Raw genomic sequence first — 18597 nt, forward strand, 5'->3', positions numbered from 1 at the left:
GTCGGCGGGACAGCGCCCCTCTCTGGCCTGCCGGCCATCTCCCCACAAGGAGGAGATCGGCCTTCACGCGGCCTTTCGTTAATCTCCAACATTGCAGGAAAGCGCCTGCGCCTAAGCTGCCACTCTCACCCCAAGTGGGGGAGATGTCCGGCAGGACAGAGGGGGCGCGAAGGAACTCAGCCTTGCAGGCGACAGCCCAATATTCCACCCCAACAAAATCCGGATAAAAAATGCAACCAGATTGTAGGATCGGCTTCTCCTGCGGCGTCCTTCGGACGCAAGCGGCACGATGAACCTGGCAAAAGCGTGCCGCATCAAACAGGATGCCTTACGGCATGGAGACGAACCATGAACCATTCCTATCGTTGGGTCATTGTCGCGGCTGGCGCGCTGATGACCTGTGTGGCGCTCGGCGCAATGTTCTCGCTGGCGATCTTTCTCGAGCCGATGTCGCTCGACACCCAATGGTCGCGCGCCGGCATTTCCAGCGCCATGACTTTGAATTTCCTCGTGATGGGCGTAGGCGGCTTCGCCTGGGGCTCGATCTATGACCGTGTCGGGGCGCGTCCCGTCGTGCTTGCCGGCGCGGTGCTGCTTGGCCTCGCTCTGGTGGTGGCGAGCCGCGCCAACTCGCTGCTGGTCTTCCAGCTCAGCTACGGCGTGATCGTGGGCCTTGCGGCCAGCGCCTTCTTCGCGCCGATGATCGCGCTCACCACCGCCTGGTTCGACACCAACCGCAGCCTTGCCGTATCGCTGGTCTCGGCTGGCATGGGCGTGGCCCCGATGACCATCTCGCCCTTCGCGCGCTGGCTGATCTCGGCCTATGACTGGCGCACCGCCATGTTCGACATCGGCGTCATGGCCTGGGTGCTTCTCCTGCCCGCCGTTTTGCTGGTGCGCCAGCCGCCGGCGGCGCCTGCGGCATCCGATGGCGCGCCACGACCTGCCAACGATGATCCCGGCCTGAGCGTCGGCCAGGCGCTGCGTTCACCGCAATTCCTGATCCTCGGCCTCACTTTCTTTGCCTGCTGCGCAGCGCATTCCGGGCCGATCTTCCATATGGTCAGCTACGCGATGGCGTGCGGCGTGGCGCCGATGGCGGCCGTCTCGATCTACAGCGTCGAGGGCCTTGCCGGGCTCGGCGGGCGCCTGCTTTACGGCGTGCTTGCCGATCGGCTGGGCGTGAAGCCCGTGCTGGTCACCGGACTCGCCATTCAGGGCCTGGTGATCGCCGCCTATCTCGGCGCCGGCCGTCTGGAGCATTTCTACATACTGGCCGTCATCTTCGGCGCCACTTATGGTGGCGTCATGCCGCTCTACGCGGTCTTGGCGCGCGAATATTTCGGCGGACGCATCATCGGCACCGTGCTCGGCGCCGCCACCATGCTCTCCAGCCTCGGCATGTCATTCGGGCCTTTGGCCGGCGGCATGATCTACGACGCCTATGCCAGCTATTCCTGGCTGTTCATCGGCTCGGCGCTGGTGGGTCTCGGCGCCGCCGGCATCGCCATCGCCTTCCCGCCGCAGCCAAGCCGGCAGCGGCTGCAGATGGCGTAAGCGGAAGCTGGGTTGCTCGCCCCCGCTATACCGGGGGCGAGCGAAACGGCTAAGCCGACACCCCTTCGATGGCCATGATGCGTGTATGGGCGCTGCGGAAGCGGATTTCCTTCAGGCGCACATATTCCGGCGAGTCGTACCAGGCGGCGAGCGAAGCCATGTCGGGAAATTCGATGATGACCAGGCGGTGCGGTTCCCAGTCGCCCTCGAACACCCTGGTCGCGCCACCGCGCGCAAGATAGCGCCCGCCATAGCGCGCCTCCGTCGCCGGGACCTCGCGCCTGTACTCGTCGAAAACGGCCATGTCGGTGATTTCGACATCGGCAATCAGATAGGCGGACATCGCAGCTCTCCCTCTCAAATCGTCTTCCACATCATCAGGATCGGCACCGGCGCGCCGCCAGTGTCGTCGAAGATCCTCTTGCCCAGCTGGTAGCCGCAGGCCCGGTAGAGCGGCTCTCCGGCCATCGTCGCGCCGAGCTCGACACGGCGGAAGCCTTCCTTCCTCGCGGCGTTTTCGCAGACGGAAAGGATGAGGCGGCCAACGCCGCGCCGCACGAAATCGGGGTGAGTGTACATCGCCCTCACGCGCGCTGCGTCCCTGCCGGGATCGAGCAATGCGGCGCTGCGCCCGGGCGTCTTGTCGCCGCCATACATGGTGGCGCGCCGGCTCCAGCCGCCGCAGCCGGCAAGCGCTTGTCGGCAGGTCACGACGAAGTAGGTTCCGTCGTCGATCAGCTGGGTGTCGAGACCCATGATGGCGCGGCTGGATTCGATCTGGGCGTCACCAAGGAAGGGTTTTTGCAGTTCGGCGATCGCCAGCGCCATCAGCGCCGAAATCCCTTCGATGTCGTCGCGGGTCGCTGTCCGGTACTGCAACTCCTGGCCGGCCATTCGCGGAACGCCAAGCGCCGTTGGAATGGAGCTATGTTATATTGGCGTGCACTCAGATCAAGGGCCGAGCGGAGCCACGCCTTGGCTGGCGCGAAAATCCATTTGCCGGATGCCGGCTACTGTGAAACCCTCTGCCAGGGAAGCCGCAAACCGATGCGTTCCGGCCACTTGCCGGCACGCACCATGATCCGGGGAACATTGCAGTGACGGCAAGCTTGGAAGCCGAAGACGCCAGGACCTGGTCGAACCTGCTGGTCGCGGCCGAGAAAGGCGACGCGGAGGCCGTGCGCGCGGAACTCGCCGCCGGGGCGGACATCAACCAGGCCGACGAGGGCGGCTGGTCGGCGCTGCACCTCGCCGCTCACAATGCCCGTATGGCGGCGCTCGAGGCGCTGATTGCGCACCCGGCAATCGACGTCAATTCCAGGAACAGATGGAAGAGCACGCCCTTGAGCCTGGCCGCCGCCAAGGGGCACTACGACTGCATCCTGGCCCTGGTGAGACATCCCCGGATCGATATCAACGCCCGCGCCGACTATTACGGCAGGACGGCGCTGATCGAAGCGGCAAGGAACGGCCATCTCGATGTCGTCAAGCTGCTCCTCGAGCATGGCGCGGACGTCAATCTGGCCGACAAGACGGGACGCAACAGCGCGCTCATAGAGGCCATCAAGGGACGGCACTACGAAGTCGCCGAGTATCTGCTGGACTCTCGCAAGGTGAACTTCCTCAACAAGGACATGCGGCTGAACGCGCTGATCTGGGCCGGCAGCACGCGCAACGCTGAGCTCATCGGGAAGCTGGACGCAGCGATCCACGCTTTCTTCGAAGGCAAGTGAGCGAGATGCCTTCAGTATTGTAGCGCGATCGCCACAGCGGCAGCGCCCATGCACATGACCGCGCCGCGGTTTGAACGGGCGCGCGGCAACTGCAAGCCGCGCCGCGTGCCGGCCCGGCGACAGCGAAAGAGGAACCGTGCCACGGCCAAATGATGGCGGTGATGGCCAGAAGGACAGTGCCCTCAGGCTGCCGGCCCTCCGCAACGGCGCTGCAATTGGAGGGTGGGAACTGCTAGAGCAATCCAGGAAAAGTGTGTAATGGTTTTCCGTCCGGAATTGCGTAAAAACAAATACTTAGAACGGTTCGGCGATTCTATGAATCGCTGAACTGCTCTAACCGCTTTGCGCCGCCACCCTCTTCTCCACCACCCAGCGATGCTTGCCGATCCGGCGGTTGCGGCTGAAACCCTGGGCTTCGAACATCGCCAGCGTGCCGTTGTGCAGGAAGGCGCCGGCGACCTTCCGGCCTTCGGCATCTTCCGGATAGCTTTCCACCGTGCCGCCGCCGAGACGGCCGATCTCGGTCAGCGCGCCGGCAAGGGCCGCCGCGGCCACGCCCTTGCCACGAAGAGCCTTGTCGGAGAAGAAGCAGGTGATGCGCCAGTCGGGCAGCGCCGCCAGCCCTTCCTCATAGGCGCGCCGGTGCTTTATGCGCGGCAATTCGGCGGTCGGGCCGAACTGGCACCAGCCGACGCAGGCCGGACCGTCGAAGACGAGCGCGGCATGCGCCCGGCCCTCGCGCACCAACACCTGCTTCGCGTCGCGGTTGCCGGCGGCGCCAACGCCCTTGGCATGGAAGGCCATGCACCAGCAGCCGCCCCACACGCCATTGTGCCGTTCGACCAGCGCGGCGAAATGCGGCCAGCTGGTTTCGTCGAGCGGTTTTGTGCTGAAGCTCATCGCCGACCTCCGAGCGCCGAGGATAACTGATTTTGGGCGGGCGTCGAAGCTGCCGATCTCCCCCTCGTGGAGGAGATTGGTCAATCGCCTGCCCCTCACCCCGTCCCCGACCTCAGCGCCTCCCTGCCCTCGTCGTCGCGGCGCAGGCGCGCGTCGGAGACCAGCACCACGGGGCACGGGCAACGTTGCAGCACGCCGCTCGTCGTTTCGCCGAAGATGAGCTCGTCGCCCGGCCGCCGCGCCACGCCCATGACGATCAGCGCCACGTTCCTGCCGGCCTGTCGGGCGATGGCGTCGGCGGCGGCGGCCCGCGAGCGGATGGCTGTCTCGATCTCGACGCCATAGCGGTCGGCAAGCGCGACAATGTCCTTCAGCACAGCCTCCCTGCGGCGATGCGAAACCGTGTCACGCGGCTCGTCACGGGCGACCCGCGCAACATAGAGCATCTTGACCGGCGCGCCGGTCACGGCGGCGATGGAAAGCGCCAGCTCGGCGCCACGGCGGGCGACCGACGTGCCGTTGACCGGCACCAGGATCCGGCCCGACTGGTGGCCGAGCCTCGGCATATGCCGGCCGGCGCCCGTCGGCTTCAGCACCAGGCAGAGCGGGCCGTCGAAGGCGCCGGCGATCTCGTTCAGGCGATGCGAGAAGCTGCCTTTCGAAGTCACGGCGCGTCCGAGACCGATCAACAGCATGCCATAGCCCTTGCGCGCTTCCCTGGCGACCGCCTCGGCCGAGAGCGGGGCATCGTGCCGGCGGCGCATGAGCGGCGTCTCATGCGCCGGCTCCTCGTCGGCTTGCCTCGCCGCCTCGCGGCCCTCCTCGGCGCCCTTCTCGATCTCATCGAGATGCGCCGCCTCGCCGGGCTCGGCTTCGCTTTCGCCGCTGGCATGCAGCGCCGTCATCGGCTTGCCGGCGCCGATCACGCCGGCAAGGTAGGCGGCGAACCGGCCGACCACGCCCTCGTCGACCACCACCAGGATCCGCTCCAGGTTGGCGATGAAACCGCGCTGGTCGATCTCCTCGCGCTCCAGCCGCTTCTTCTCGGCCTCGCCTACCGGCAGCCGGCCGAGCGCCCAGCGCAGCGTCGGCGGCATGGCCAAAGTGGTGATGACGGCCATGGTGAGGATCATGGTGAAGAGGTTGTGCGAGAGCACGCCGATCGACAGGCCGATCGAGGCGACGATGACCTCGGTCGAGCCGCGCGCGTTCATGCCGCAGCCGACCGCGATGCCCTCGGCGCGGCTCATGCCGGCCGCTTCGGCGCCGATGAAGGCGCCGCCGAACTTGCCGACGCTGGCGATCGCCACCAGCGCCACCGTGAGCAGGGCGAGTTCGAGGTCGGCGAGCACGGTGAGATCGGCCGAGAGCCCGGCGACGCCGAAGAAGACTGGCATGAAGAGCGCTGTGATCACCCCGCGCAATTGCCCCTCGATGTGGCGCGACAGGATCGGCGACTCGCCGACCAGAATACCGGCAACGAAGGCGCCGAGCACGGTGTGGACGCCAATCAGGTCGGTGATTAAAGCCATGGCGCCCATGATGGCGAGGATGACGGTGACCACCGCATATTCGGAGCGGAAAGTGTCATTGGTCCAGCGGATGGCGTCGAAGACGATGCGGCGGCCGAGCGTGAAGGAAAAGCCCATGAAGAGGGCGACGCCGGCAAGCGTAAAGGCGAGGCTGCCCGCCTCGATGCGGCCATGCGTGGCGATACCGATGGTGATGGCGATGATCACCCAGCCGATCGTGTCCTCGATGATGGCCGAGGAGACGATGACCTGGCCGAGGTCGCGGCGCATGAAGTTCATCTCGCGCACCACCATGGCGACGATCTTGACCGAGGAGATCGACAGCGCCGTGCCGAGGAAAAGCCCGGCAACGACGCGCTCGCTGCCGGCGGCGAGCAATGTCTCCGGCATGAATTGCGCAGCGACGAACCCCAGCACGAACGGCACGGCGACGCCGGCGGCGGAAATGGAAAAGCAGGCACGGCCGACCCGGCGCACCAGCCGCAGATCCGTCTCCATGCCGGTCAGCAGCAGAAGCATCAGGATGCCGAGCTGGGCGATGGCGTTGATCATCGATTTCTGCGCGGCGTCGCCGGCAAAGACCAGCCGCTCGGCCTCGGGCCACAGCCAGCCGAGCAGCGAGGGTCCGAGCAGGATGCCGCCGAGCAACTGCCCCATCACCGCTGGCTGGCCGAGGCGTTCCAGAAGTTCGCCGATGCCGCGGCCGACGACGAGCAGCAGGATCACTTCGAGAACGAAGATGCCTTCGCTGGACATGCCGCTCTTTTCGGCGGCGAAGGCGACGGCCGGCGTCAAAAAGAGCGACGCGGCGCCAAGCGCAATCGTCCAGCGCCGATTGGGTAGGAAGGACAATTTCTGCACCCCTCGATTATGCTTGGCGATAACGGTTTCGCATATCCATCGGTTGCACGGCCTTTCCTCGCCCCTACGATAGTGGAGGAGAGGTGGCTCGGCAAAGCCGAGACGGAGAAAGGAGCGCCCTACGACCGACCCTCTCCGCCCGCTTCGCGGACACCTCTTCCCGCTTTGCGGGGACGAGGAAGGTTCGCGACAATTCTATTCAAATGCGATTGTGGATGTTTGCGTTTGGGTAAAGCGACTCGCGCATGGTCGATACAAGGCGGGCAATAAGGAGAAGCTAATGAAAAGCGACTTTGCCGCCGCGCACCTGCACCTCGACAGGGCCTGCCACTATCTTCGCGGCGACGACGAAACCAGCCGCATGGCGCTTGCGGCGCTCGACCTTGTGATCGAAGCGGTAGCGACCGCCCAATATGCCAGGCCCGAGGCCGAAGTGGTGCCATTTCCGGCTGCTTCAAAGCGAGCGCTGCCTCCCATCGCATCCTGACTTTATCCGCCTTAGCGGCGGGAACATTTTTGCCGGCCGCACATTATGCTATATGGGGTGTGGCCGGCTTGTTCGGCCGGCCACGGCGGGAGGCACGTGGCAAGGGGAATGTCACAGGTCCAGACCATAAAGCCAGCCGAGGCGGCCGCTGCGCCGCGAGGGTCCGACGCATTCGCGCTGAAGCTGACGTCTTCCGAATTCGCTACCACCATGTCGCATTTCCACCGCGCCGAGATCGCGCGCATGGCCGGCTGGCGCGACCGGCTCGACCGCACCAGCAACTGGTCGATAACGGTGGTGGCGGCAATGCTGTCTGTATCGCTGTCGACGCCCTCCGCACACCACGGCGTGCTGCTCTTCGCCATGCTGCTGATCACGCTGCTTTTGTGGATCGAAGCGCGCCGCTACCGCTTCTTCGACGTCTACCGGGCGCGGGTGCGCCAGTTCGAGCGCTACTACTTCGCGCAGATCTTCTCGCCGCAGCCGGATTTCGCCTCCAACTGGCTGGCGATCCTTGGCGAGGGCCTGCGCTCGCCGCGCTTCCTCATCTCGCAGCGCGCGGCGCTGGTCCGGCGGCTGCGCCGCAACTACGTCTTCATGTACACGATCCTGATGCTCGCCTGGGTGCTCAAGATCACCACGCCAAGCCTGGCGCGCGAAGGCTCACCCATCGGCTTCGGCGCGTCACTCCTCGACACATTCCGGGTGGCGACGCTCGGGCCGATCCCCGGCGTCGTGGTGGTGTGCGGTGTGGCGGTGTTCTATGTCGGCATGCTCGCCGCGGCTTTCCTGATCAGCGCCGACGACGGCGAGCTTTCGTTCGGCGACGTGCATGTGTGAGCGGCGAAAGCCGCAACTTTTTTCAAATCAGCCACAGCTTTCGAAGAAGCAAAGCGCACGCCGATGCCTGCCGGGACAACCTCAGGGCCGCGCCGCCGTTAGCACGTTGATAAGCATTTGGTAATAAAAGACGACGGATGAGAGACAGGCCTGGATCCGCAACCAGAAAAGCGCTGTTGCCTGCAGGGCCATGCGGTGCGCATTAAGAGTCAGATCATCCTCAGCATGGTCAGTGCCGCGGCGCTGATCGGGCTGGTTGGCGGCGTCGCGGTCTTCACGCAGATGACGGCGACCAGACTTCTGGGTCTGACCGAAGCGACCAATGTCGCGCGCGAGCTCGCCGACACCATCGTCTTCAAGCCGTCCGACGGCACGTCGCCGCTGCTCGAGCGGCCCGAGACATTGAAGCAATTCCTGGAGCAGCAGCATCGCCGCTCGCAGCGGGACTTCATCGTCGTCGACCGCAACAAGGTAATAGTCGCCCATGCCGCCGACGAGGAGCACAAGGCCGGCGAGAAATTCAACCACGACCCCGCCAACGAGGTCGGCCAGACACTGCAAGACGGCATCCCGCGCCGGTTCATCGATCCGAATGAACTGAACGCCATACTGGCCGTTCCGATCGAACAGGGCGAGGACGCGATCATCGGCGCCGTGCTCCTCGAATATGACCCGGTGGTGAACGCCTCAGAACAGCGCACCAATGGCCTGCTCTGGCTGATCGGCCTCAGCACCGCCGCCGCCATGCTGGTCGCGGCGGGTTTCGCCTGGGTGCTGCTCAGCCGTTTCGGCTCCGGCCTCAAGGACATGATGCGCGGCATGGAGGCGCTGGCGCAGGGCAACGACATGATGCGCATTAGCCATGGGCGCAAGGACGAGTTCGGGCAGTTGGCCGACGGTTTCAACACGATGGCCGACCAGCTCGCATCGGCGCGGGCGCATATCGAGGACATCGTCGACACGGTGGCCGAGGGCATCGCGGTGCTTGACGGCGACGGCCGCATCGCCAGCGTCAACCCCGCCGCGACAACCATGATCGGCCGGCGCGCCGACAAGATCGTCGGGCAGCAATGGGACGAGGCGCTGAAGCTTCACGATCCGCGCGGCGGCGACTTCGCCAGCGGGATGTCTCCCGTCGAGATGGCACTAGCCACCGGGCGCCAACACCAGGGCGAAGTGCGCCTGACCAAATCGGACGGCTCGCAAATGCCCGTCATCGCCAGCTGCAGCCCGCTGAGCCAGTCCGAGGGTGGCCTGGTGCTTACGCTTAACAACATCAGCGAGCTGCGCCGCGCCGAAGGGGTCGTCAACGAGCGCGCCGATCAGCTCGCCATCCTCAATCGCGAGCTGCACGAGAAGTCGGAAACCACAGCCCGGCTGGTCAAGCTCGGCGAATTGCTGCAGGCCTGCGTGACCTTCCCCGAGGCCTTCTCGGTGGTCGGCACGGCGATGACGGAATTCCTCGGGGGCTTAAGCGGCAGCGTGCATCTGACCAGCGCCTCGCGCAACCTAGTCGAGGAGATGGCGCATTGGGGCGATGTCCGCTCGAGCGTCAACCAGTTCGCGCCGGAAGACTGCTGGGCGCTGCGGCGCGGCCAGGAGCATGTCGCCGGGCCGGGAGTGCTGACGCCGCGCTGCGCTCACATCACCGAGAACGGCAAGAAGGGCTATGTCTGCATGCCGCTGGCGGCGCAGGGCGAGACGCTGGGCATCCTGCATCTGTGCGAGCCGAACGCAGCCGAGAAGCCGCAATGGCTCACAGAGCGGCAGCAGATCCTGCGCGGCGTCGTCGACACGCTGGCGCTGGCGCTGGCCAATTTGCGCCTGCGCGAGACGCTCAGGCAGCAATCGATCCGCGATCCGAACACCGGCCTGTTCAACCGGCGCTATCTGGAGGAAACCAGCAGCCGCGAACTCAGGCGCACGGAGCGCTCGAACCAGCCGCTGGCGATCATCATGCTCGACGTCGATCACTTCAAGCAGTTCAACGACACGTTCGGCCACGAGGCCGGGGACCTCGTGCTGAAGCAGGTCGCGGCGACGTTGATCGAGCATGCGCGCGACAGCGATGTGGTGTCGCGCTACGGCGGCGAGGAATTTGCGCTCGTCATGCCGGGATGCTCGCTCGAGGAGGGCGCCGAGCGCGCTGAAACGCTGCGACAGGCGATCAAGAATCTGCATCTGGCGCATCGCGGCCGCACGCTGGGCACCGTGACGGCCTCGTTCGGCGTCGCAGCCTATCCTGAGCATGGCGCGGGCTGGGCCGAGCTCACCAACGCCGCCGACCACGCGCAATACGACGCCAAGGCAGAGGGCCGCGACCGCGTGGTCGTGGCCAGGAACACTCCGCCGGGCGAGCGCCCCGCGATCCAGCTGGTGCCGTCGAAGAAATCGGGCGCGGACGTCAAGGGCTGAGGCCGCCGGCAGCGCGGGGCCGATCGGGCTACTTGCCATGCGGTCGGCGATGAACCCCGGAGCGCCGCCTGCTTTACAATCCCGGCGGCCTGACGAAGCCGTCGGTAAGCCGCGCCAGCGCCTTGGCGACTGCCAGTAGCTTCATATCCGAATGGCGGCGGCCGACGAGCTGGGCCCCGATCGGCAGGCCCTCGCGGTCGAGGCCGATCGGGATGACGACGGCCGGATGCCCGGTCAGGTTGAAGCGGCAGGCGTGACTGAGCGCGCTCCAGTACGGCGCCTCGACGCCGTCGACGGGGATCGGCGCCCCCGTCTCGCGGTGGCGGAATGCGGTGCACATCATCGCCGGGCAGACCAGCACGTCCCAATCGTCGAAGAAGCGCTCCCAGGCGTGGATGAATTCGTCGCGCCGGTTGAGCGCCTCGAGATAGGCAGCCAGCGAGGGCAAGGCTTCGCGCTGCCGGAAGGCCTGCGAGTACCAGGTGATGAGATCGGACAACAGCGCCCTTTCCGCCACGAAATCATGCTGCGGCAGGGCCTCCCGCACGCGCGCTCCCCCGACCTCGATGGCGCCGGCGAAGCCTGCAATTGCCTCGGCGATGTCGAACGCGGTCGGCACGCCCGGGAATTCCGGCGCGAAAGCCACCCGGAGCTGCCCGAGCGGCGGCTCCGGCGCTTCGTCCGTCGTCACAGGCGGAACTTCGGTGTCGATGCCGTCGGCGCCGGCGATGATGCGGTGCGCGAGGATGAGGTCATCGACGTCGCGGGCCAAGGGCCCGATACCGAACAACAGGCGGAAGCTGCGCGGCATGTCGGGCTGATCGGCATAGCTGCCGGTGGCCGGCACGGTCGCCTCGGTCGGCATGAAGCCGTAGATGCCGGTGAGATGCGCCGGCACGCGGATCGAACCGCCGGCGTCGCTGCCGATCTCCAGCGGCACCAGCCCGGCGGCGACCGCGGCCGCCGCGCCGCCGCTGGAGCCGCCCGGCGTGCGGGTGACGTCCCACGGATTGACGGTGCGGCCGAAGATCGGGTTGACCGTCTGCAGGTCGCGCAGGCGCGGCGGCACGTTGGTCTTGCCGATGATGATCGCGCCGGCCTGGCGCAGCCGCGCAGCGATGGTGCTGTCCGTCGCCGGAACGTGGTCGGCAAAGGCCTCCAGGCCGACAGTGGTGCGCATGCCGGCGGTGGCATGGCCGTCCTTCAGCGTGACCGGCACGCCATGCAGCGGACCGACGGCTTCGCCGCGCGCAAGCGCCTGATCGGCGGCCTCCGCTCCGGCGCGGGCAGCTTCCTCGTCGAGGGTGACGATGGCGTTTAGGAGCGGATTGACCAGCTCGATGCGGGCAAGCTGCGCCTCCATCGCCTCGACGGCGCTGACGCGCCGCTCGCGGATCGCCGCCGACAGCTCGCCGGCGGTCAGGAAGGTGGTGTCGGAGTGGCTCATATCGCTATTCTCCCGATGGAAGGGAGTAGGAGAGTACGGCAGTAAGGGAGTAGGGAGAACAGATTGCGTGGACGCGCACTTGGCTCCCATTCCCCTATTCGCGTACTCCCCTACTCCCCTGCTCCCTCACTTCAACGAAAGCGCCGTGCGGAACTCCTTCGTGGTGTTGCGGTTCGGATAGGGCTCGGCCGGCACCGGGACACCGAGATGGGCGCAGAGCGGTTCCCAGCCGTCGCCGAGCTTGTGGACCAGCAGGCGCTCGGCCGGCACGGTGTCGAGCACCGCCTCGACATTGGCCTCGTAGGTAGCGATCGCGTGCGCGCGATCATCCGCCTGCCCGCCGAAGACCTGTCTTGAGACCAGCGAAATGCCCAGCGACTCCTGATCCTGGCTGTCGGCGATGGCCGGCAGGATGGTCTTTGCGAAACTCTCCCACCAGCTTTCCGGCGAGCGCCAGGTGAGGATGACGCGCGCGTGCGGGTAGGCTGCGATCAGCTCGCGCCAGTAATGCGCTGACGGCCAGTCGACGCAGGATTTGTAACCGGCGAAGAGCCGGTCCCAATCCGGCGCGGCGCCCTTGGCGAGCGCCCGCCAAAGCCGCTTCTGCTCGTCATGTGCCATCACCTCCGACATGTGATGACACGGCCCGAAGCCGAGCATCGTCAGCGCCTCGCGCATCGAATCCGTGCCGGTTCGGCCAAAGCCGGTCCCTATCACCCTGATCGACATTTCCCCTCCTCCCTCTGTCCTCCCCGATGGGTCGGCTGCGGCGCGATCAACCTTCCTGAACCACGATCCGCAAGAGATTGCCCTCCGGATCGGCGGTCTCGACGGCACCACCGATGTTTTTCGATGGCGCGCCGGCGGCGGCGAGCCTCAGCGCCACCGCCGCAAGCTCCTCCGCCGACGCGAGCTCGACCGTGAAACAGTCGAGGCCGGCCGCACCCGGCGGCGGCTCGCGCAGCTCCTCGCGCGCCCAGATATTGAAGGCTACCATATGGGGCCGGCGTCCGGTGCCGCAGTCGAACATGCCGAAGGTCCTCGACTGGATGTGCGGGCGGAAGCCGAGCACGCCGACATAGAATTTCATCAGTTCCTCCGGCGCGCGGGCGCGCATGTGGATGTGGCCGATGAAGGCGTCCTCGGCGATCCTCTGCTCGACGTGGCCGGAATTGCCGAGATCGCGCAGCAGGCCCGGGACGTCCAGCGCCTCGAGCCCGGAATGCGCGCTGCCGTCGGCGGCGATCAGCGTCACGCGGCCATCGGCCGATACCTCCCGGCGAAGGAAGCGCTCCGGCGTGTCGAAGCAGATCTCGATGCCGTTGCCGGACGGGTCGGAAACGTAGAGCGATTCCGAGATCAGATGGTCCTGGGCGCTGTATCTCAGGCCCGACGCCTTGAGGCGGGCGGCCGCGTGGGCGAGGTCGCGCCGCGTCGTCACATGGATGGCGACATGGAAGAGATCGCGCGATTTCTGCGGCAGCGGCGTCTGCGCTCCGGCATGGAGCACGATCAGCGTCCTGCCGCCGGCGCCTAGCTCCGCGGTCGCGTCGTTCTCGCCCATCGGTTCGAGTCCAAGGGTATCGCGCCAGACGATCAAAGCCGCCGGGATATCGGTCACCTTGAGATGGACCGGCCCGAGGCGGGTGGCTTGAGACAGCAATCCTTCGTCCATCGTCGTCTATCCGATTGCGGTCGGGAACATATTAGCTCTGAACGATATTTCTGTCTTGCGCCAAGTTCGGGTTGACCCCTTCCCGGCGGGCGGCGACTATTGTCAAAAGGCAGTTTGTTTTACGCAATTCCGAATGAGAAACCGCTGCACGGTTTTCCCTGAATTGCTCAGTCAGGAGGATTTCCCATGGACGAGACCGACCACTGGCGCAACATGGCGAGCGCGCCGCGGGACGGCAGCCGCATCCTGGTGACGGTGCGCTCGTCCGAGCAGGGACCGGCCGAGGTCGACATGGCCTACTGGTCGCGCGCCGACCAGTTCGGCGCGGAAGGCTGGCGTGCGTCGGACTCTTCGCCCGGACGCGTGGTCGAATATGCCGAGCCGGAGCTGAGATGCTGGATGCCGCTGCCGTCGGCAGGGCGGGGATCGATGCCGAGCCCCTGGGAGGGCGAGGATGTGCCGCTGGTGGATGGCGAGGGGATTTAGGCGCGCCTCACCCCACCTCCACCATCACTTCCCCCGCCTCCACCTTCGCCGGATAGGTCCGCAGATTTATACATGGCGGCAGGCGTTTTGCCGCTCCAGTGCGGTAGTCGAATGCGCCGGAATGTTTTGGGCATTCGACCTCGTAATCCATAACCAGGCCATCGGCGATGTGCACCGCCTCATGCGTGCAGAGTCCGTCGGTGCAGAACACCTCGTCGTCCGGCGACCGGAAGATGGCATAGGTCCTGCCGCCGTGGTCGAAGCGGCGGGCGCCTTCCAGTTCGATGTCGTCGAGGCCGCAGGCCCTGATCCAGCCGGTCATTTTTCCTACCTGTGAGTTCGATTGCGGCGGGCCTGCGGGATGCCCCGGAGGCCCAGCCCTGCGATCAGTTCTTGCCGAGGTACTCCGCCGCGTTCGCCGGCGTCACCAGCTCGAAGGGCACGTAGACGACGCGGTCGACCTTCTCGCCCTTGGCTAAAGCAAGCGCCGCATCCACCCCGCCGCCGCCCTGCCCCTTGGCGTTCTGGAACACCGTAACCGAGAGCTCGCCGGCCTTCATCGACTGCAGCCCGTCCTGCGTGGCGTCGATGCCGCCGACCACGACATTCTTCATGTCGACGCCATTGGCCTTCAGCGCCAGGATGGCGCCGATGGCGGATTCGTCATTGTTGGCGATGACGGCGTCGGGCGCCGGACCGGCGGTCAGCCAGTTGGTCATCAGGTTCTGCGCATTGTCGCGCGACCATTCCGACGACTGCTTGTCGGTGACCTTGATGAAGCTGCACATGTCGGTCGAAAAGACCTGCTCGACATCCTTGGTGCGCTGCAGCGCCGCCTGATGCACCAGGCTCCCCATGACGATGTAGGCCGTAGCGCCGGCCGACTTGCCCCTGGCGCGCAGCATCTTGCACACCTCGAAGGCTTCCAGCGTGCCGGACTCGACCTCGTTCGAGCCGACATAAACCTGCTTTTCCGGCAGATTCGCCATGTCGACCGGCTCGAGGTTGACGAAGACCAGCGGAATGCCGGCCTTGGCCGCTTCCTCGCTGATGGTCTTGGAGGCGTTGGTGTCGACCAGCGTGACGATGATGGCGTCGACGCCGCTGGCGATGAAGTTCTTGACCTGGTCGAGCTGCTTGGCGACGTCATTCTGCGCGTCCTCGACCTGGATGTCGACACCCTTTTCCTTGGCGCGGTCCTGCATGCCGTGCATCAGAAGCGTCTGGAAATTGTTGTCGAAATTGACGATCGAGACGCCGAGTTTGGCGGCGAAGGCGTTGGTCGACATCAGCACAGCTAAAGCCGTCGAGATGAGAAGCTTCTTCACGGGGTTCCTCCCTTGGACTGGAGCGCCGGCTCACTCCGCTTCTGATTTTCCGGCCCTTTCGGGATGGCTCGGGTGGAAGGCCGCAGGCCTCCTCACTGGGTGGAAGGCCGCAGGCCTTCTCACTGGGTGGGCGGCCGAAGCCGTTCATCCGGCGGTCTGTCGGCGTCATTTGGCGGCGGCGTTGGCGCGCGCCTTCTTCTTCTCGTAGCGGGCCTGCATGCGCGCCTCGCCGTCCTTGCTGCCGTCGTGGAAGGTGCCGAACCAGCGGTCGAACGGGATCAGGCCGTCGCCGTAGTTCACCTCGAAATATTTGTGGTGGAGGTAGTGGATGTAGGCGTGGCTATCGACGGCTCTGTCCTCGGTCAGTTCGACTTTGTCGAAACCGACATGACCTGGAATGGCGCCGAAGCCGGCATAGTGGAACTGATAGAGCGCCATGAGCGGGTTCGACGGAATGATCAGGTGCCAGAGAGCGACGCCGAGATAGCCGAGCTGCTCCACCGGATGCATCGACAGCGACGACCAGGGCGACGGATTGACCGAATTGTGGTGCACCGAATGCACCCATTTGTAGAGCGGACCCCAGTGGATCGCCCGATGCAGCAGGAAGAAATGCGTCTCGTGGATGATCGGCACCACCAGCGCCAGGCAGAACAGGTAGACCGGATGCGCGGCGAAGGTCAGCCACGGCACGTAGCCATTGGCGTAGGCATAGAGGATCGCCACCTCGATCGCGGTCCAGATCGGCATGCCGGTGCCGAAGGTGCGCAGCATGTTGTCGATGTTCTGGTTCTCGAAGAAGAAGGCCTTGCTCTTCTGCTCCGAAGGCCATTTGCCGTTGTATTTGAAGCGGTTGCCCTGGGCTCTCAAAATGTAGAGTCGAAGCTCGAAGGCGCCGAAGAAGACGAGCAGCGCCGCGCAGTTGACGATGAAGAGACGCAGGATCCAGCCAACGGAGAGCGTCTTCATCACCTCGACGTCGGGCAGCACGAAGCGCCACCACGCCACCGCCGAAAGCGCGAACAGCAGGTTGTAGGGCAGGAAATAACCCGGCAGCCATTTCAGCACCGCCAGCGGGCGCGGCGGAAAGACGAAAAGCGGCGCGGTGCCGGCCGGTTCGATCGGAGCCCAGTCGCCCCTTTTGTTGCGCGTGCCGTATCGAAGATCGTCCATGGCTGATCTCACAAGGACTGTGCGAGGGTGAGGAAGCGGTCGTAGGCGGCATCGTCCATGTCCACCTGGTGCTTCGCTTCCGGATAGGCGCCTTCGGCGACGTCGCGGCCGAAGGCGCGGAAAGCCGCGATGCGCTTTTCCTGCAGTTCGGCCTCCAGCGTGACGAAGTCGGCGTAGCGCTTGGCGTGGCGCGGATAGTGGCCGGCATGGGTGCCCAGCACGTCGCAGGAGAAGAGATACTGCGTGTCGCAGGCGCTGCCGCAGCCCATGCCCATGGTGATCAGCGGCGTCGAGCGGGTGATGTGCTCGGCGAGCCTTACCGGCACCACCTCGACCTCGATGCAGGCGGCGCCCGCATTTTCAAGATCCTTTGCAGCGCGCAGAACCTTGAAGGCTTCCTCGGCGGTGCGACCAACGGCACGGAAATTCGTCCAGGTGGCACGGTTGGGCACCAGGCCGACATGGCCGGTGACCGGGATGCCCTCGGCCGCCATCGCCTCGATGAAGCGCGGCGAATGCGATGAATAGACCGCATCGGCGCCGCGCTTCATCATGGCGAAGCCCAGCCGCACCGCCTCATCGGGCGAGGCGACGGCCCCATGCGGCATGCCGACGGAGAGGAAGGCGTGAGGCGCCGCCAGGCGGATGGCTTCGAGATTGTGGTCGGGCTCGCAGGAGAGGATGGCGATGCCGCAGGCGACCGCTGCGGCGGCCTCGACCGGCGTGTCGACATGCAGTTGCAGCCATTTGCGGCTGCCCTTGGCGCTTTGCAGGTCGTAGGCCGTCAGCCGTCTCGTCACCGATGTTCCTCCCGTTCGCGGGCGGATCGATGGCGGTTGGAAAAGCTCCCCCTCACCCGGATTGCCACCTCTTCCCGCGAGAAGAGGATGCCGCCGGCGCCGGTGCTGCGCGGCGGCCGGATGAGGGGGAGAATGCCTGCGCCGATCGTCTCCCGGTCACCGGCGAGTTAGCACCGCGCTCGCGGCAAAGGCTCGCGGTTCCTTGATCAAGTCAGATCAGAGATTCTCGGCGGTGAAGGTGACGAAGCGGATCGGCGGGTTGTCGACCGGCAGGTCGTGCAGGTTGAGCCCTGCCAGCACTAGGTCGATGGCGCGGCGCGCCTGCGCCTCCGGCGCCTGGTCGAGCACGACGTCCATCGTGCCGTCGCGCAAGGCCCGCGTGCTGCGCTCGGTCAGCTCATGGCCAACAAAGAAGATGTCGCGACCGTGCTTGCGCAACACCTCGTTCAACGCGGTGTTGGCGCCGCCGGCATTGTAGAGGCCGGCAAGGTCCGGCCAGCGCTTCAGCGCTTCGTGAAGCTGCTCGGCGTTGCGGTCGCCGTCGTCGAAGCCGAACAAAGCGGCGATGGGCTCGAAGTCCTGCCCTTGCTCGATCAGGTAGTCGAAGAAGCCGCGCACGCGGTCGCGATGGACGCGATAAATCTGACTGTGGCAGATCGCGACCACCTTGCCCGGCCGCCGCTGCATCTTCGCCATCAACAACCCCGCCATGCGGCCGGCGGCATAGTTGTCGATGCCGACATAGGTGCTCTTGGTGCGCGAGATCTGCGTGACGATCTGCACCGTCGGGATGTTTTCCGCTTCGAGCTTTCGCAAGGCCGCGCTGACCAGCGGATGGTCGGGCACGGCGAGGATGAGCGCGGCGCGCCGCATCCCCGGTTCGAGGATGCGTTTGGCGATCGCCGCCGGGTTGGCCTCGTCGAGAAAAGTGCGGTGGACGGCAATCGTGCGGTCGAGCGTCGCGGCGATGCGCTCGAACGCGCGCGACAGCCTGGCGAAGAAGGTCGCGTCCGGCCTGACCAGGATCACCTCGATGCGGATGACGCCGCGATGCGCCTCCGGCAGCCGGCGCGGATAATCGAGCGAGCGCGCCGCCGCCACCACCTTCTCGACGGTCTGCGGCCGCACCCCGCCCCTGCCGTTCAGCACGCGCTCGACGGTGGCCGTGCCGACGCCGGCGCGACGGGCGATTTCGAGGAAGGTTGGCTTGGGAATGGGCGGGGCTCCCGAGGTGTGTCGGCGCGAGCGTAGCCCTTCTCCCCTTGTCGGAGAAGGTGGACCGGCTCGCCGAAGCCGCCAATCTCGCCAGCGACATATTAGAAAATACTAATTGACAGCCCGCATAAAGCGGCGCTCATTCGAG

18 protein-coding genes are annotated in these 18597 nt (G+C 65.8%); 6 read left to right on the forward strand and 12 right to left on the reverse strand.

Annotation, left to right across the window (positions count from 1 at the left end):
* Positions 1-348: 348 nt before the first annotated feature.
* Entirely contained in the window at positions 349-1557 is a 1209-nt protein-coding gene (locus EJ067_RS03340) for an MFS transporter (RefSeq protein WP_126084664.1), read from the forward strand.
* 49 nt (positions 1558-1606) lie between these two features.
* On the opposite strand, the gene EJ067_RS03345 is transcribed toward EJ067_RS03340, so the two are convergent.
* Positions 1607-1900 carry a DUF1330 domain-containing protein gene (locus EJ067_RS03345; RefSeq protein WP_126084665.1) on the reverse strand — a complete coding sequence of 98 codons (294 nt, stop codon included), beginning with the start codon at positions 1898-1900 and terminating at the stop codon, positions 1607-1609.
* Between the two features lie 14 nt (positions 1901-1914).
* Entirely contained in the window at positions 1915-2451 is a 537-nt protein-coding gene (locus EJ067_RS03350; RefSeq protein WP_126084666.1) for a GNAT family N-acetyltransferase, read from the reverse strand.
* A 203-nt stretch (positions 2452-2654) separates the two neighbouring features.
* On the opposite strand from EJ067_RS03350, the gene EJ067_RS03355 reads away from it, so the two are divergent.
* Complete coding sequence (locus EJ067_RS03355; protein ID WP_126084667.1) at positions 2655-3290, forward strand: ankyrin repeat domain-containing protein; 636 nt, start codon at positions 2655-2657, stop codon at positions 3288-3290.
* 333 nt (positions 3291-3623) lie between these two features.
* Here the strand turns inward: EJ067_RS03355 and EJ067_RS03360 are convergent, their stop codons facing one another.
* Both EJ067_RS03360 and EJ067_RS03365 read right to left on the reverse strand, forming a co-directional pair.
* Positions 3624-4190 (reverse strand): GNAT family N-acetyltransferase, encoded by a 567-nt coding sequence (locus EJ067_RS03360; RefSeq protein WP_126084668.1) that lies wholly within the window; start codon positions 4188-4190, stop codon positions 3624-3626.
* A gap of 95 nt (positions 4191-4285) precedes the next feature.
* The gene (locus EJ067_RS03365; protein ID WP_126084669.1) at positions 4286-6574 is read right to left on the reverse strand and encodes a cation:proton antiporter; all 2289 of its coding nucleotides are present in this window, start codon (positions 6572-6574) and stop codon (positions 4286-4288) included.
* Positions 6575-6863: 289 nt separating this feature from the next.
* Between EJ067_RS03365 and EJ067_RS03370 the strand changes: the two genes are divergently transcribed.
* The 3 genes from EJ067_RS03370 (at position 6864) to EJ067_RS03380 (ending at position 10325) form a co-directional block, all read left to right on the forward strand.
* A complete protein-coding gene (locus tag EJ067_RS03370; protein WP_126084670.1) occupies positions 6864-7070 on the forward strand; it encodes a hypothetical protein in 207 nt (68 codons plus the stop codon).
* Between the two features lie 108 nt (positions 7071-7178).
* The gene (locus EJ067_RS03375) at positions 7179-7910 is read left to right on the forward strand and encodes a DUF2270 domain-containing protein (protein WP_126084671.1); all 732 of its coding nucleotides are present in this window, start codon (positions 7179-7181) and stop codon (positions 7908-7910) included.
* A 195-nt stretch (positions 7911-8105) separates the two neighbouring features.
* Positions 8106-10325 (forward strand): diguanylate cyclase, encoded by a 2220-nt coding sequence (locus EJ067_RS03380; protein ID WP_126084672.1) that lies wholly within the window; start codon positions 8106-8108, stop codon positions 10323-10325.
* A 73-nt stretch (positions 10326-10398) separates the two neighbouring features.
* Here EJ067_RS03380 and EJ067_RS03385 read toward each other — a convergent pair whose 3' ends face one another.
* The 3 genes from EJ067_RS03385 to EJ067_RS03395 all read right to left on the reverse strand — a co-directional run bounded on the left by EJ067_RS03385 (position 10399) and on the right by EJ067_RS03395 (position 13447).
* Complete coding sequence (locus tag EJ067_RS03385; RefSeq protein ID WP_126084673.1) at positions 10399-11772, reverse strand: amidase family protein; 1374 nt, start codon at positions 11770-11772, stop codon at positions 10399-10401.
* Between the two features lie 126 nt (positions 11773-11898).
* The gene (locus EJ067_RS03390) at positions 11899-12501 is read right to left on the reverse strand and encodes a sulfotransferase family protein (protein ID WP_126084674.1); all 603 of its coding nucleotides are present in this window, start codon (positions 12499-12501) and stop codon (positions 11899-11901) included.
* Between the two features lie 46 nt (positions 12502-12547).
* The gene (locus EJ067_RS03395; RefSeq protein ID WP_126084675.1) at positions 12548-13447 is read right to left on the reverse strand and encodes a VOC family protein; all 900 of its coding nucleotides are present in this window, start codon (positions 13445-13447) and stop codon (positions 12548-12550) included.
* 186 nt (positions 13448-13633) lie between these two features.
* On the opposite strand from EJ067_RS03395, the gene EJ067_RS03400 reads away from it, so the two are divergent.
* Positions 13634-13933, forward strand: a complete 300-nt coding sequence (locus EJ067_RS03400) for a hypothetical protein (RefSeq protein ID WP_126084676.1) — start codon at positions 13634-13636, stop codon at positions 13931-13933.
* Positions 13934-13940: 7 nt separating this feature from the next.
* Here the strand turns inward: EJ067_RS03400 and EJ067_RS03405 are convergent, their stop codons facing one another.
* The 5 genes from EJ067_RS03405 to EJ067_RS03425 form a co-directional block, all read right to left on the reverse strand.
* A complete protein-coding gene (locus EJ067_RS03405; protein ID WP_126084677.1) occupies positions 13941-14255 on the reverse strand; it encodes a MocE family 2Fe-2S type ferredoxin in 315 nt (104 codons plus the stop codon).
* A gap of 64 nt (positions 14256-14319) precedes the next feature.
* The gene (locus tag EJ067_RS03410; protein ID WP_126084678.1) at positions 14320-15261 is read right to left on the reverse strand and encodes a sugar ABC transporter substrate-binding protein; all 942 of its coding nucleotides are present in this window, start codon (positions 15259-15261) and stop codon (positions 14320-14322) included.
* A 165-nt stretch (positions 15262-15426) separates the two neighbouring features.
* Positions 15427-16434 carry a sterol desaturase family protein gene (locus EJ067_RS03415; protein ID WP_126084679.1) on the reverse strand — a complete coding sequence of 336 codons (1008 nt, stop codon included), beginning with the start codon at positions 16432-16434 and terminating at the stop codon, positions 15427-15429.
* Between the two features lie 8 nt (positions 16435-16442).
* Positions 16443-17234, reverse strand: coding sequence for a 3-methyl-2-oxobutanoate hydroxymethyltransferase (locus EJ067_RS03420; RefSeq protein WP_126084680.1), 792 nt, complete (start codon positions 17232-17234; stop codon positions 16443-16445).
* 216 nt (positions 17235-17450) lie between these two features.
* The gene (locus tag EJ067_RS03425) at positions 17451-18449 is read right to left on the reverse strand and encodes a LacI family DNA-binding transcriptional regulator (protein ID WP_126084681.1); all 999 of its coding nucleotides are present in this window, start codon (positions 18447-18449) and stop codon (positions 17451-17453) included.
* Between the last annotated feature and the right edge of the window lie 148 nt (positions 18450-18597).

It is taken from the genome of Mesorhizobium sp. M1D.F.Ca.ET.043.01.1.1, from assembly GCF_003952385.1.
Taxonomy (GTDB): Bacteria; Pseudomonadota; Alphaproteobacteria; order Rhizobiales; family Rhizobiaceae; genus Mesorhizobium.